The sequence below is a fragment of the Mycobacterium sp. genome, from assembly GCF_032161845.1.
Classification (GTDB): Bacteria; Actinomycetota; Actinomycetes; order Mycobacteriales; family Mycobacteriaceae; genus Mycobacterium.
Map to the genome: position 1 here is coordinate 1 of NZ_JAVRQA010000143.1, position 13,869 is coordinate 13,869.

The 13,869-nt window shown below is 66.5% G+C and carries 15 protein-coding genes and 1 pseudogene; 7 read left to right on the forward strand and 9 right to left on the reverse strand.

Annotation, left to right across the window (positions count from 1 at the left end):
• A partial coding sequence (locus tag QOD90_RS08475) for an HNH endonuclease signature motif containing protein (protein WP_526348583.1) occupies positions 1-734 on the forward strand: 734 nt, incomplete at its 5' end.
• Positions 735-752: 18 nt separating this feature from the next.
• Here the strand turns inward: QOD90_RS08475 and QOD90_RS08480 are convergent.
• The 3 genes from QOD90_RS08480 to QOD90_RS08490 form a co-directional block, all read right to left on the reverse strand.
• Positions 753-2,069, reverse strand: a complete 1,317-nt coding sequence (locus QOD90_RS08480) for an adenylate/guanylate cyclase domain-containing protein (protein ID WP_526348585.1) — start codon at positions 2,067-2,069, stop codon at positions 753-755.
• 184 nt (positions 2,070-2,253) lie between these two features.
• A complete protein-coding gene (locus QOD90_RS08485; RefSeq protein WP_526348587.1) occupies positions 2,254-3,141 on the reverse strand; it encodes an SCO6745 family protein in 888 nt (295 codons plus the stop codon).
• A gap of 22 nt (positions 3,142-3,163) precedes the next feature.
• Positions 3,164-3,880, reverse strand: coding sequence for a FadR/GntR family transcriptional regulator (locus tag QOD90_RS08490; RefSeq protein WP_526348589.1), 717 nt, complete (start codon positions 3,878-3,880; stop codon positions 3,164-3,166).
• 127 nt (positions 3,881-4,007) lie between these two features.
• On the opposite strand from QOD90_RS08490, the gene QOD90_RS08495 reads away from it, so the two are divergent.
• Together QOD90_RS08495 and QOD90_RS08500 are read left to right on the forward strand one after the other, a co-directional pair.
• Complete coding sequence (locus QOD90_RS08495; protein ID WP_526348591.1) at positions 4,008-4,514, forward strand: gluconokinase; 507 nt, start codon at positions 4,008-4,010, stop codon at positions 4,512-4,514.
• Complete coding sequence (locus QOD90_RS08500; protein WP_526348593.1) at positions 4,514-5,914, forward strand: GntP family permease; 1,401 nt, start codon at positions 4,514-4,516, stop codon at positions 5,912-5,914. Before QOD90_RS08495 ends, QOD90_RS08500 begins: the two co-directional genes overlap by 1 nt.
• 13 nt (positions 5,915-5,927) lie before the next feature.
• Here QOD90_RS08500 and QOD90_RS08505 read toward each other — a convergent pair whose 3' ends face one another.
• Genes QOD90_RS08505 through QOD90_RS08515 form a run of 3 tightly spaced genes read right to left on the reverse strand, consistent with a single transcriptional unit; the run spans position 5,928 to position 8,256 of the window.
• Positions 5,928-6,398 (reverse strand): RDD family protein, encoded by a 471-nt coding sequence (locus QOD90_RS08505; RefSeq protein WP_526348595.1) that lies wholly within the window; start codon positions 6,396-6,398, stop codon positions 5,928-5,930.
• 27 nt (positions 6,399-6,425) lie between these two features.
• On the reverse strand, positions 6,426-7,391 hold the full coding sequence (locus tag QOD90_RS08510; protein WP_526348597.1) for a DoxX family protein: 966 nt from the start codon (positions 7,389-7,391) through the stop codon (positions 6,426-6,428).
• Positions 7,392-7,446: 55 nt separating this feature from the next.
• Positions 7,447-8,256 (reverse strand): serine hydrolase, encoded by an 810-nt coding sequence (locus QOD90_RS08515; protein ID WP_526348599.1) that lies wholly within the window; start codon positions 8,254-8,256, stop codon positions 7,447-7,449.
• Positions 8,257-8,308: 52 nt separating this feature from the next.
• On the opposite strand from QOD90_RS08515, the gene QOD90_RS08520 reads away from it, so the two are divergent.
• The gene (locus QOD90_RS08520; protein ID WP_526348601.1) at positions 8,309-9,715 is read left to right on the forward strand and encodes a xylulokinase; all 1,407 of its coding nucleotides are present in this window, start codon (positions 8,309-8,311) and stop codon (positions 9,713-9,715) included.
• Here the strand turns inward: QOD90_RS08520 and QOD90_RS08525 are convergent.
• Complete coding sequence (locus QOD90_RS08525) at positions 9,682-10,632, reverse strand: LysR family transcriptional regulator (RefSeq protein ID WP_526348603.1); 951 nt, start codon at positions 10,630-10,632, stop codon at positions 9,682-9,684. The two genes, QOD90_RS08520 and QOD90_RS08525, sit on opposite strands and share 34 nt — an antisense overlap.
• A 100-nt stretch (positions 10,633-10,732) precedes the next feature.
• On the opposite strand from QOD90_RS08525, the gene QOD90_RS08530 reads away from it, so the two are divergent.
• The 3 genes from QOD90_RS08530 (at position 10,733) to QOD90_RS08540 (ending at position 12,877) form a co-directional block, all read left to right on the forward strand.
• Positions 10,733-11,554: an acyl-CoA thioesterase domain-containing protein gene (locus QOD90_RS08530; protein ID WP_526348605.1), complete on the forward strand. Its 822-nt coding sequence runs from the start codon at positions 10,733-10,735 to the stop codon at positions 11,552-11,554.
• Positions 11,555-11,649: 95 nt separating this feature from the next.
• Positions 11,650-12,513, forward strand: a complete 864-nt coding sequence (locus QOD90_RS08535; protein WP_526348607.1) for an EamA family transporter — start codon at positions 11,650-11,652, stop codon at positions 12,511-12,513.
• Positions 12,514-12,526: 13 nt separating this feature from the next.
• Positions 12,527-12,877, forward strand: a complete 351-nt coding sequence (locus QOD90_RS08540) for a hypothetical protein (RefSeq protein ID WP_526348609.1) — start codon at positions 12,527-12,529, stop codon at positions 12,875-12,877.
• Here QOD90_RS08540 and QOD90_RS08545 read toward each other — a convergent pair.
• Positions 12,874-13,665, reverse strand: coding sequence for an ABC transporter permease (locus QOD90_RS08545; protein ID WP_526348611.1), 792 nt, complete (start codon positions 13,663-13,665; stop codon positions 12,874-12,876). The genes QOD90_RS08540 and QOD90_RS08545 overlap by 4 nt on opposite strands.
• An 85-nt stretch (positions 13,666-13,750) precedes the next feature.
• Positions 13,751-13,869 (reverse strand): annotated as a pseudogene (locus tag QOD90_RS08550) (ABC transporter permease); the annotation flags it as partial.

The window sequence follows — 13,869 nt, forward strand, 5'->3', positions numbered from 1 at the left end:
CGGGCCTCGATGGGGTGGCACCGCCGATGTTCACCAAGCCGCTCCGCGACATGACGCTGACCGAGGCGATGACCCCGCCCGCAGGGCGACCGAGTCAGATTCGGCCCGGCGCGATCATGGGTGGCGGTTTCGTCCCTGGGCCCCTCACCCGCCGCGCGGCCCGCCACGCGAAGATCCGCCCGATCGTCCATCCCGGGCAAGCCCCACCCGAACCCCGCCACACACCGTCGATGAAGCTGGCCGAGTTCGTCCGGTGCCGCGACCTGACCTGCCGCTTTCCCGGCTGCCACCACCCCGCCACCAACTGCGACGTGGATCATACGATTCCGTGGCCGTACGGGGCGACCGGCGCGTCGAACCTGAAGTGCCTCTGCCGTTTTCACCACTTACTCAAAACATTCTGGGGTGGCGACGGCGGCTGGCGGGACCGACAACTCCCCGACGGCACCATCCATTGGACTGCACCGGATGGCCGCACGTACACCACCACCCCGGCAAGCCGGCTGCTGTTTCCGACCCTGTCCGAACCCACCGCACCCATCGCCGCGACGGGAACACCACCACCCGCGCACACCGCCGGACTCACCATGCCGCGGCGACGCACCACCCGAACCGAAGACCGCGCCCGCCGCATCAACGACGAACGCGAAGCCAACCGCACCGCCACCGAGATGCCAGTCGAACAGACAGCAGTCCAACAGCCGGCGCCAGACACCTCGATCCCGCCGTTCTAGCTACACCCCATGCTCAGTTCACGGTGATGCGACGGCGAACAGCTGCCACCGCCCAGGCACACCCTTGAGTTCATGGGCGCCACGGTCCTCGAACTCGAGCCCCGAACCGATGACGAGATCCTTCAACGTCCCGGAGACCAGTACGTCGTGGGAACCGGCCAGGGCACCCACCCGCGCACCGATGTGTACGGCGATCCCGCCGATGTCGTCGCCGCGTACCTCGCACTCGCCGGTGTGCAACCCGGCGCGGACCTCGATGCCGAGCGCCGCCACCGCCTCGCGAATTGCCATGGCGCAGCGGATTGCTCGCTGCGGACCGTCGAACATCGCTAAAAATCCGTCGCCCGATGTGTTCACCTCACGGCCACGAAACCGCGCCAGCTGCGACCGCACGACGGCGTCATGGGCATCGAGCAGCGCATGCCAGTCCCTGTCGCCCATCTCCGCGGCGCGCCGCGTCGACTCCACGATGTCGGTGAACAGCACCGTGGCGAGAACTCGATCATCGGGTACGTCGGGCTGCTCACCGGTGAGGAACTCAGCGACGTGCTGGAAGGACTCGCGCCATGGTTCAACGAAGTGATAGAGGTTGCGCCCCGGCAGCTCAACGTATTTCGCGCCAGGGATGTGATCGGCGACGTACTTGCCATCAGCGGGTGTGACGAGTGAGTCGTTCGTGTACTGGACGACGAGGGTTGGCACGCGGACGGTCGGAAGCAGCGCCCGTATGTCCAATTCGGACACTACCGGCATCATCAGAGCAAGGGTCCGTGGGCTCGCCGACAGGCGTTCATATCGCGCCCACGTTGCCCGGATTTCCTCATTCCACGGCATATCGGGATTGAGCACGTGTTCGAACTCGCCCGTTCCCCACACGGCGACCATGGCACCGAAGAACTCCTCCGGAGTCATCCCGGTGTTTCCAACCATCGGATCGGCATAGACCTCAAGCCCGACCAGCGCCGTGGTGCGAGACGGATAGCTGGCCGCGAACAGCGCCGCGGGCGCGAACGCAGCGTTCAACGCGACGAGAACCGCTTCGCGACTCCCGAGATCGTCCAACACCGCGGTGATGCTGTCGGCCCATTGCTCCAACGTCGGCAACGTACCCGTCGAGACCGGATCGGACGCGCCCGTGCCCGGCTGATCGAAGAAGATCAACCGACCAAGCGATGTCATCGCCTCAACCCACCCCTGAATCGCCGGTAGCTCGGGCAGAACTTCACAACAGTTGAACCAGTTCGGGACTACCACGATGTCGCGAGGACCTTCATGCGATGCGCGATAGGCCACGCGCAAGTCCCCGTTCATCGCATAGCGCGTCTCCGAGAACACGGCCGAAGTCTAAGTCCCAGGAAGCGCTTCAACGGCCGTTTATGCGGTGCAACCGCGTCGCGCTGAAACGTTATTCACGCAATTCGGTGCCACCACATACTGAAGACGTTCTGGGGTGGCGATGGTGGCTGGCGTGACCGACCTTGCCGCGCCGCACCACCCGAATCCGAGACCGCGCCCCGCGCTAGTCGAGGCGGGCGCTGTCGTCGTCGAGGTCGTCGCGACGAAGGCCCATGGGCGTCGCGGCGGGAATGTCGCCTGCTGCGATCACCGCCCTGGTGATCGGGGTGATGGTGCGGAACAGCAGCTCCAGCTCACCGTCGTCCAGGGCGTCGAAGGCCGGTAGTGCCAGCGCGTCGGTCGAGTCCTCGAGGAACTTCTTGAACTCCCGGCCCGAATCCGTCAGGGCGCCTTCGTCATCGAGGATCCCTCGCGCGGCGAGTCGGTCGACGCACGCACGCCATTCGTCCTCGTCGTACTGGCGGCTGCGCATGATGAAGTCGCGGGGCACCCGATCGGCGATCGAGTGCAGGACGTTGCAGTCCCTGCCCCCGATGCCGTTGGCGACGAGGACCGCGACGTGCGCGTCGCCGCGTTGCTCGCGTAGCAGGGTGGTGGCGTGCCACAGCCGCGCGACGGGTTCGTCCGGCCACGGCAGGGCCCGGTTCGCCGCGAAGAGCGGGCGGCCATCCAGCGGGGCCGTGCTGGCAGCCTTCGCCAACAGGTCGGCAGCGGTGCGGACCTCGTCACCGTCGGTGACGCCGCAGCGCCGCAGGGCCGCGACGGCCGACGTCTCCCGTGCCCGCAGCGCGTCTGCGGCGCTGACGAAGTTCCATGCCGATGGCAGCGCGCGGGCCACCTGCGACGGGGCGAAGTTGTAGAAGATCGCCGTGACGAGGTCGGCGGCCACCGGACCGAGCGGCGCTGACCTGGCCCCGAAGTAACCCATCCAGAAGCCCCGAAAACCCGCCTGCTCGAACGCCTCGCGAGATTCCGGTGCGAAGTAGGTCAGCGCGTGCACGGGTTCGAATCGGTCGAATAGTCGGCGGGCCGTCGTCGGCGTTCTGCTCACCTTCGCAGTCAACCACCCGCGCCTAATCGCCAGACGAACTGACGTCGTTCATCGCTTCGTCGATGATCCCCCGCATGGCGCGCTCGGCGGCTGCTTCGTCGCGCAGCCGAATCGCACGGGCGACCTCGTCGTGCAGGGCGATCGCGACCGGGTTGGGGGTCTCCGGCATCATCCCGTGGTGGGTGCGCCCGGTCAGTACCTCTGCGACGACGCCGTTGAGGGCGCGAAACATCTCGTTGCCGCTCGCGTCCAGCAGTGTCTGGTGAAAAACCTTGTCCGCCAGCAGGTACGACTCCAAATCGCCCGACCGTCCATGCACCACCATGTCCGAGACGGCGGCTGCCATGATGCGGCACTGATGCGGATCGGCGCGACGGGCCGCCAGTGCGGCAGCAGCCGGTTCGAATCCACGGCGCAGCTCCGATAGTGACACCAATTGTGCTGTGCGGTCACCGGATTCCAGGCGCCAGCGAATCACCCTTGGATCGAAGACATTCCATCGCCCCACGGGTTGGATGGTGATGCCCACGCGGCGGCGCGAGGCGACGAGCCCCATCGATTCGAGAACCCGCACGGCCTCGCGCGCCACGCTGCGGGACACGCCGTACTGCGCTCCGACCCCCTCGAGGTTGATGACCCCGCCCGCGGGCAGCGTGCCGGACACGATCTCGGCCCCGATTCCGGTCAGGACGTTGTCGTGCAACGCGCTGACGTTTGAAGGTGCGGCCACGGCATACATCTTGTCATAGAGTTTGCTGGTTCCATTAAAGACAGATCTTTCGACCACAGGGTTGCAATCATCAGATCATTGAGGCAGTCTGTGTGATGCCCGGCACAACCGGGTACAACGGATCGGGAGGTGGGCGATGGCACCGGAGACGAGGCCAATCGTGGTGATGGGTGTCTCGGGCTCGGGCAAGTCCACCGTGGGCGCAGCGCTCGCCCAGCGCCTTCGCGTGCCGTTCGCCGACGCGGACGACTTCCATCCCGCGGCGAACATCGAAAAGATGACCGCTGGTCACGCCTTGGACGATGCCGACAGGCGACCCTGGCTCGACTCAATCGGGCACTGGCTGGCCGCACACCCCGATGGCGGTGTGATGAGCTGCTCGGCACTCAAGCACGCGTACCGCGACCAACTGCGCCAGCACTGTCCCGGCGTCGAGTTCCTGCATCTGGTCGGGACGCCAGAAGTGATCGGGCGACGGCAGGCCAGCAGGCCAGGGCACTTCATGCCCGCCTCGCTGTTGGCATCGCAGTTCGAAACCCTCGAGCCGCTGCTGGCGGACGAGCACGGCGTCGACATCGACGTCGATCAAGACATCGACTCCATCGTCGAAAACTATCTCGCTCGCACCGGACAGGAGTTCTGATGATTTCGGGGATTACCCTTCTCGCCGACGACGCACCGAAGCTTGCCGAGCCGGTCGCGTCCGGCTGGCAGCTCGTCCTGGCCTTCCTCATCGGAATCGCCGTGATCGTCGTGCTGATCACGCTGGTCAAGCTGCACCCGTTCCTCTCGCTGATGTTCGGCGCGCTGACCGTGGGCGTAGTCGCTGGCGAGAACCTCACCACGGTGCTTGCCTCGTTCACCAAGGGATTCGGTGACACGGCGGCCAGCGTCGGCATCCTCATCGCCTTGGGTGCGATGTTCGCCAAACTCCTCGCCGACTCCGGCGGCGCCGATGAGATCGTCGACACGATCGTCGGGCACTCTTCGCCGCGAATGTTGCCGTGGGCGATGGCGTTGGTCGGTGCGATCATCGGCCTGCCGATGTTCTTCGAGATCGGCCTGGTGCTGTTGATGCCGGTGATCTACTTGGTGTCGCGGCGTTCGCAGCTGTCGTTGGTCACCGTCGGAATACCTGCTCTCGCAGGCCTTTCCGCGATGCATGGCTTCGTGCCGCCGCACCCGGGTCCGTTGACCGCCATCGGCCTGCTCAACGCGGACCTGGGAATCACGCTCGCTCTTGGTGTCGCGGTGGCCATCCCCACCATCGTCCTGGCCGGCCCGCTGTTCGGGAAGCTGGCGGGACGCTGGGTAGTCGTCGATGCTCCCGACACCTTCGACGCGGACCGCTTCGCCGAGGGGGAGGAGCAACGCCGACCGTCGTTCTCGATCACCCTGTTCTCGGTGCTGCTGCCGGTCGTGCTGATGCTGGGCAAGGCGCTCGTCGACATCTTCATCGACGACAAGAAGAATCTGATCCGGCAGGTCTTCGACACGCTCGGCACCCCGCTGATCGCCCTGTTGATCGCCGTCATCGTCGGCATGTTCACCCTGGGCCGCGGCGCCAAGATGACCCGCGACGAGATCACCAAGTGCATCGAGTCGGGCCTGCCGCCCGTCGCGGGCATCATCCTGATCGTCGCCGCCGGCGGTGGTTTCAAGCAGGTGTTGGTGGACACCGGCATCGGCACCTTGCTGGCCCGCTGGGCCGAGGGGGCGAGCATCTCGGTGCTAGTGCTGGCCTGGGTGATCGCCGTGCTGATCCGGCTCGCAACGGGCTCGGCGACGGTGGCCACGATCACCGCCTCGTCGCTGATCGTCCCTCTGGTCGCTGGGATGCCCACCGGTCAGGTCTCGCTAGTGGTCCTCGCCGTCGGTGCCGGCTCGCTGTTCTTCTCACACGTGAACGACGCGGGCTTCTGGTTGGTCAACCAGTACTTCCGGCTGACCGTCGGTCAGACGATCAAGACGTGGTCGATCATGGAGACCATCTTGTCGGTCAGCGGTCTGATCGTCGTGCTGCTGCTGGACCTGGTGATCTGACGGGCAGCGGGCGTCAGCCCTTGAGCACCTGAGTTCCGCCGGCCAGCTCGTCGTGCTTGCCCTGCTTGGTCGGGCTACCGCTGATGGTCACCGCGATCACGATGATCGCGATGACGCCGAGCAGCCCGCCGATGAACGGCACGATGGGCAAAAGCGTGAACAGATTGCGGATCGCGGACTGTCGGAGGTCCGGCTTCGGTCCGCCTGCGGGTCCGTGAACGCTGAGCCCGAGCAGCTTCTTGCCGGGGGTCCACCCCTGGGTGACTTCGAACGTCACGAAGTACGCGAACATCAACACGCCCGTGAACAGGCCCGTCACCATCACGTTCGACCACGTGTCGGTGACGAAACCGATGACGAAGCCCACGATTCCGACGAGGATGCCGTCGATCACCCTGGCGAAGAAGCGGGGGAGTAGCGGGCCGGCCTCGACGCTGCGGGAAGGGGAATCGCCGAACTGTGGGTCGAAGCCGCCGGTAGTCATGCCGTCAATCTACCCGCGGCCCGTCCGTCAGCTGGCGCGCTTCGCGAGCTCCTTCTGAGCGCGCTTGCCTTCCTTGCGAGCGCGTTTGGCCTGCTTGCGGCTCGCCGTGGCGAGCTCCGCACCTCGGTCCTGCGCCCGTTCGGCTAGCTCGTTGCCGCGATCGCGGGCGGCCTCGGCCAGCATGGCACTGCGCTTCTGTGCGACCTCGGCAAGTTCCACACTGCGGTCGTGGGTGAGGTCGGCGAGTTGGCTGCCACGCTTGCGCGCCTTCTTGGCCAACTTCGGGCCTCGGTCGCGAGCCACGTCCGCCAGTTCGTTGCCACGCTCGAGCGCGACGTCGGCGAACTCGGCGCCGCGTTCGCGGGCGACGTCGGCGAATTCGCTGCCACGCTCCAGCGCGACGTGAGCGAGTTCGCGGCCGCGCTCCGCCCCGACGTGCAGCCCGGACTGAAGTCCTTCGCCCCACTTGTCGACGAGATCGGCGTCGATCAGGGCGCCACCGGAGGCCGACGTCGACGGCAGTACCCCGGACACCTTCTCGCTGACCTTGCGTGCGGCGCGACGGCCACGCCAGCCGAGTGAGGGCTTGCCCTCGGTGTCAACGGACGCGATGATCAGACCACCGATGAGGCCGACGTCGGCGAACAACGCCTTACGTTCGGCGGCCTTGCGAACCGGGTCGGTCTCGTTCCAGAACGCATGCCCACCAAGACTTCCCGGCACCACGCTGACGGCGAGCGCCGCCGACGAGAGGCGTGGCAGGCGTCCCGAGGCGAGCAGCAGCCCCGCTCCGATCTGTACGCCTGCGGTGACCTTGGCGACGGTTTCGGCGTTGGCCGGTACGTTCGCGCCGACGGGGTCGGGCAGCTTGCTGAGACCCTCCAGCGTGGACCGAGTCGCATCGGCAGCGGGCTTGGGGTTGCGCATCGCCTCGACCCCACGGGTGATGAAGGTGGTGGCCAGCATGGGACGCGCGATTCGTCGGATCAACATGCGGGGGGAATTCCCCGGCGAAGTTGGTTGCAAACCCGTCAGTGAGGGCCGACGGTCAGCTGGATCCGAGCCCGGCCAAGAGGATCTGGGCGACGTGAGTGGTCGTTGTGACGCCATCGTCGTAACCGCCGGCCCCGCCGAGTGAATTCATCATTGCCAGCGTGTATCGCTGACCGGGTCCCGCGAAGCCGACCGAGTTGGTGACCCAGCCGCCCTGCTCCAACGACCAGCCGTCCTTGTTCCCTGGCGCCATCGCGGGACCCGCGCCCCAGACTCCCCACTGCTGGTTGGGGGCGACGTGCTGCAGTTCGTACACGATGGCAGCCGCCTGGGCCGGATCGAGGCGGGTCAGGACGTAATTGATCAGTCGGTCGAGGTCGTTGGCCGTGGTCTTCTGAAATCCCCAGTACGGGTAGATGCTGCTGAATCCCTTCTGCGGTTGCAGATCCGTCATGCCGTATCGCGGGAAGTTGGTGTTGTACGCCAGGTGATCGGGGCCGCCGAAGCGGGTCCACAAGGCATCCGCGGCGTCGTCATCCGACGAGTGCATCATCGCGGCCATCTGGTTCTGATCGGATTCAGACAGCGAGATCGCGCCGGCCCGGGCCCGCGTCAGGAGGTCGACCACCATCGCCAGTTTGATCACCGATGCCGTCCACACCAGATCGCCGGCATGTGAGTTGCGGTAGGTCGCGCCCGTCGTGCGGTCCCTGAGCACGTAGCCCACTGAACCGGGTCGGGTGGCCAGATATGCGTCCGCAGCGACGATGCGCGTCTGAAGATCGTCGGCCGCGGCGGACGGTGCCGCCACCAGTCCCGCCGATCCGATGACGATCACCGCGGCAACGAGCTGAGGCCATTTCATCCGGTTAGCTTCGCATTAGGGTGGAGGTCTCCAAGTATTGAAGGAGGTCGGCGTGGTCCTCGTCGCGGGAATCGACTCGTCCACCCAATCGTGCAAGGTCGTGATCTGTGACGCCGACACCGGTGACACCTTGCGCTCGGGCTCGGCGCCGCACCCGGGCGGAACGGAGATCGATCCGGCCGCCTGGTGGGCCGCTCTCGGTGACGCCGCCGCCGCGGCGGGAGGACTGGACGACGTCGCCGCGGTCTCGGTCGGGGCCCAGCAGCATGGCATGGTCTGCCTCGATGCCGCTGGCAACATCGTGCGAGATGCGCTGCTGTGGAACGACACTCGATCCAGCGACGCGGCCGCCGCGCTGATCGAGGAACTGGGCGGCCCAGGGGAGTGGGCGGCCAGGATCGGGGTGGTCCCGGTGGCGGCGATCACCGCGACGAAACTGCGCTGGCTGGCCGACCACGAGCCCAAACACGCCGACGCGACCGCGGCAGTCTGCCTGCCCCATGACTGGTTGACGTGGCGGCTGTCCGGCTCCACCGACGTGGCCGACATCCGCACCGATCGCAGCGACGCCAGCGGTACCGGCTACTTCGCCGCCGAGGACAGCGAGTATCAGCCGGATCTGCTCGAGCTGGCCATGCGCGGGCGTCGTCCGGCGGTCCCGCCCGTTCTCGGACCGTTCGACGCCGCAGGACGGACCACCACTGGAGCCCTGCTCGGCCCGGGGGCGGGAGACAACGCGGCCGCGGCACTCGGCCTCGGAGTCGGACCGGGGGATTGCGTCGTCTCGCTGGGGACCTCGGGGGTGGTCAGCGCCGTCGGCGATGCCGCCTCGCACGACGCGGCCGGCCTGGTCGCGGGATTCGCCGACGCCACCGGCCGCCAGCTGCCCTTGGTGTGCACACTCAACGGCGCACCCGTGCTGGCCGCCGTCGCCAGGATGCTCGGCGTCGACTTCGACGAGTTCGATCGGCTCGCGCTCTCCGCCCCGGCTGGTGCCGAAGGGTTGACCCTGGTGCCGTACTTCGATGGTGAGCGCTCGCCCAATCTGCCCGCGGCGGCTGGCGCGCTGCAGGGCGTCACGACGCGAAACCTGCAGCCCGCAAACGTCGCCCGCTCCGCGGTGGAGGGTCTGCTCGCCTCGATCCAGTTTTGTCTTGAGCAGATTTCGGGTCAGGGCATCGACGTGGGACGGGTGATCATGGTGGGGGGCGGCGCCCGCTCCGAGGCCGTTCGCCGCATCGCCCCCGCGATTCTGGGCCTTCCCGTCCACGTGCCGACGCCCGCGGAGTACGTCGCGCTCGGCGCGGCCAGACAGGCCTCTTGGACCCTGTCCCAAGCGGAGGCCCCCCCGACGTGGACGTTCGGTGTGACCGCGTCCTACACCGCCGACCCGACCCCCGACGTGCTCGATCGCTACCGGGTAGCTCAGTCGCTGACGTTGGGGCAGGGGCCTGCTTGACGAATCTCGGCGGCAGGTCGCGGCCAATGTGGTTCTGGCAGAACATCGGACGGCGGTCGCAGCCTGTCCAATACGGCGCGCAGCGGCGGCCACGTGGTTCGACCGATCCTGGTCACGGCATACGCGGTGAGCGCCACGGCGGGGTCGAGTAACGGCACGACCTTCACGCCCATGCCGGTCGCTCTGTCGAGGGGAAGAAGTCCCACGCCGTACCCCGCGGCGATCAGGTCCTCGACGAGTTCGAGACTGTCGATCTGGTGCGCGATGCGTGGGGTGAACCCGTTGAGTGCCCCCAGTGTGCGCACGGCGTCTTCGTCAGCGGTGTTGCGCGAGTTCACGATCCACGTGCGGTCGGCGTAGTCCGACACCCGGGCGGGACCGTCGGGTTCGGCGGTCCGCACGCCAAGGCCCCAAGCGGTCGACCACAACGCAATCGTTTCCAGCGCCGCGCCCGGCGAGGCTGGAGCGAGGTTGTAGTCGTAGGTCAAGGCGAGGTCGAGGTCGTCGTCGGTGAGCAATGCGAACGCTTCGATCGGTTCGTACTCGCTGATGACGACCTTGACGGCAGGGTGGCTTTCGGACAACTCGGCGAGGATCGGCAGCAACGACACCCGAATTCCGGTGGCGAATCCTCCGACGCGGAGAGTGCCCGCGGGCTCGGCGTCCGGATCGAGGTCTAGGCGCGCGGTGTCGACGGCGGCGAGGATCGTCACCGCATGGTCGGCCAATCGCCGACCGGCGGGTGTCAGGCGCACGCGGCGGCCCTCGGGTTCGATCAGTGCCACCCCGGTGTCCTTGGCGAGCGCCGCAATCTGTTGGGACACCGTCGAGGTGGTCAGATGATGCGTCTCGGCGACCGCGCGCATCGATCCAAGACGGGACAGCGCAAGCAGCAGCTGAAGTCGGCGAGTGTCCACGACACGTATTGTCCGCAATTGATGAACGGTTCGGGCGTGATCGATCGACCTAGCTGGTACGGGTGTCAAACGCGTGCAGAGCCTGTGCGACCATTCGGGAATGACCGCACGTCCGGCGCACTTCGTCCAAACGGCCGCAGACACGTTCCTCCCCACGCCGAACGCGCGAAGCCGTTGGGGCGCCGATCAACTCAACGGTCCGGCCCTCGTTGGCCTGGCGGCCCGAACGATCGAAGAGCAGTTCGGTCTCGACGAGTTCATGCCTGCGCGCCTCACGGTCGATCTGTTCAAGGCAGCCCGCGGGGTTCCGACGATCGCGACGGCGCGATTGGTGCGCGACGGCAGGCGGGTGCGCAACTCCGAATGCGAGCTCCTTCAGGACGGCGTCGCGGTGGCAAGAGCCACGCTCGTCCAGTACCGGCGTTCATCCGCACCGCGAGGCGAGGAATGGTCGGCAACGCTGGACCTCCCGCTACCCGACGATGTCGACGAGTCGACGTACCTGCGGGTCGGCAGCGACGACGGCGGCTGGAGCCCGAACATCGCCGACCATCGGAACACGTCGCGGAAGAGATTTCTGAATCGCGCCATCGACGTGGTCGAGGGGGCGGTCAATACGCCCTTGGTCAACGCGGTGTACGCGGCGGAGGGCACCAGCCTGGTCGCCAACCTCGGCACCGCGGGCATCGGGTACATCAACGGAGACCTGACGGTGGCGCTTGCTCGGTTGCCGGTGGACGAATGGATCTGTGTGCAGGCCGACTCGCACTGGGTGGCGGACGGTATCAGCACCGGCGCGGCCACGTTGTACGACCGGACCGGTGCCTTCGGGACGGGTGTGATCACCGCGATTAGCAATCCAGGTGCCCAGATCGACTTCGCCGATGAGGGCGGGGTCTCGGAAATGGCGGCGAATACCTGACGACTCAGCTCGCGCCCAATCGTTCATAATTTCTGGACGGTATGTCCCGAAATATCACGTGGACGCGAACGGTGTGGATGCCATTCAATGCAAGGGTGACGACGAACCACGCTCGCACCGGTGTGTTGATGGCGACGGGATCAATGCTGTGCGTCCAGGTCGGCCTGGCGTTGTCCCTCGGCCTCATCGACCAGATCGGTGTCGAGGGTGCGGCGTGGTTGAGGCTGGTGTGGGCCGGAGTCCTGTTGCTGATCATCGTCCGACCGCGCCCGTCGGCCTTTACCAGGACCACGTTCCTGACGTGCGTCGTGCTCGGCGTGGTAACCGCGGCCGTCACGCTGCTGTTCATGGCCGCCGTCGCCCGAATTCCGTTGGGCACGGCCAGTGCATTGGAGTTCCTCGGGCCCCTCGGCGTCGCCGTCCTCCAGGGCAGGGGTCGTAATCGCTTCGTCTGGCCGGGCCTCGCCGCCGTCGGAGTCGTGCTCCTGACCCAGCCGTGGGCCGGTGCCATCGACCCGCTGGGCGTGCTCTATGCGCTGGCTGCCGCCGTCTGTTGGGGGAGTTACATCCTGCTGACTCAACGAGTCGGCGACGGCGTCGAAGGCGTGAACGGCCTAGCCGTGTCGATGGGCGTCGCGGCGGTGTTCTCCACTCTCGTCGTCGGGTCGTCGGTGATCCCGCGCATCACGCCCGAGATCCTGCTGTTCGGAATCGGTCTCGCGATCCTGTTGCCAGTCGTCCCGTTCACCTTGGAGTTGATGGCACTGCGCAGGCTGACGACCGCGTCCTTCGGAACGCTCATGAGCCTTGAGCCCGCGTTCGCGATGTTGATCGGCTTCCTGGTGCTCTCGCAGGTGCCAGGGGCAGTCGGTGTGGTGGGCATCTGCCTCGTCGTGGTCGCGGGCATCGGCGCCGCACGTGCCGGTGCCAGGGCGCCCGTCCTCGTCGACGTCGGCTGATACCCTGCGCCACATGGCATCCGGAATCTTCAACTCGCCCATCTTCGGTATCGTCAACAAGCTATTCGTCGGTCTGATCGACGCACCCATCATCGGACCGGTGGTGCGCCGAGGTGTGATCAACATCCGCTACGTCGGACGGCGCTCGGGCAAGACGATCCAGACACCCGTGGGCTACCGACGTGCGGGCGACAGCATCGTCATCAACGTCATGTCACCCGACAACAAGGTCTGGTGGCGCAACTTTTTGGGGGAGGGTAGCCCCATCACCCTGCTGAGGCTCGACGGTCAAGATCGCGCGGGCCACGGGATCGCCCACCGCGACGACAAGGGCCGCGTTACTGTTACCGTCCAGCTCGCCTAGACATCGATTCGCTTGCGGCGGTATAGCGTTCCGACGGCCAGTAGAACCAGGCTGATCACCAGGATCGCGGTCGCGAGCACGTCGATCTGTGGCGGCACGGCGGCCTTCGTCGCCGCGTTGACGAACAACGGATAGGTGACCGTCGAGCCACTCACGAAGTAGGTGACGATGAAGTCGTCGAGCGACAGCGCGAACGACAGCATCGCAGCCGCGACGATACCGGGGACGATCAGTGGCAGCGTCACCTTGAAGAACGTTCGGGTGGGGCTGGCGCCAAGGTCCATCGACGCATCCTCGAGCGTCCAGTCGAAGCCTCTGACCCTGGCCCGGACCGTCATGGCGACGAAGCTGATCTCGAAGGCCACGTGCGCGATGAGGATCGTTCCGAAGCCGGTCGCCCAACCGAGGTCGAGGAACAAGGTGAGCAGCGATGCGCCCATGACCACCTCGGGCGCCGTCAGCGGCAGGACCAGGAACGTATCAACGGCCTTACTGCCGCGGAAACGCTGACGCACCAAGGCAATTGCAAGGAAGGTACCGAGGACGACCGCGATCACGGTGGACAGCGCGGCCACCTCGATGCTCATCTTCAACGCTTCGGCCAGGGCCGGGTACTTGAACGGGTCCGCCCAATTGTCGAGCGTGAAGCCCTGCCACGTGTAGTTGAACTTGCCCGCGGGCTTGTTGAACGAGAACAGCACGATCACGAAGATCGGCACGAAGATGTACAGCAGCACCAACGCCGCTATCACCCTGAGCACGACGTCGCCGAACTTGCCGGTGCCCATGATCGAACGCCGCTTCCGCACGGGCGGGCGGTCGATCACGTCGACGATGGCGGTGCCCTCCTGCAGTGTCATTTCAACCCCGCCGTCATACCAGGTCCTCCGTGCCGAGGGCCCGCGTGTAGGAGAGCACGCCGGCGAGAATCATCGCCATCAGCAGGAAGCTGAGCGCCGCCGCGCCGGGATAGTCCTTGACGATCAGGAACT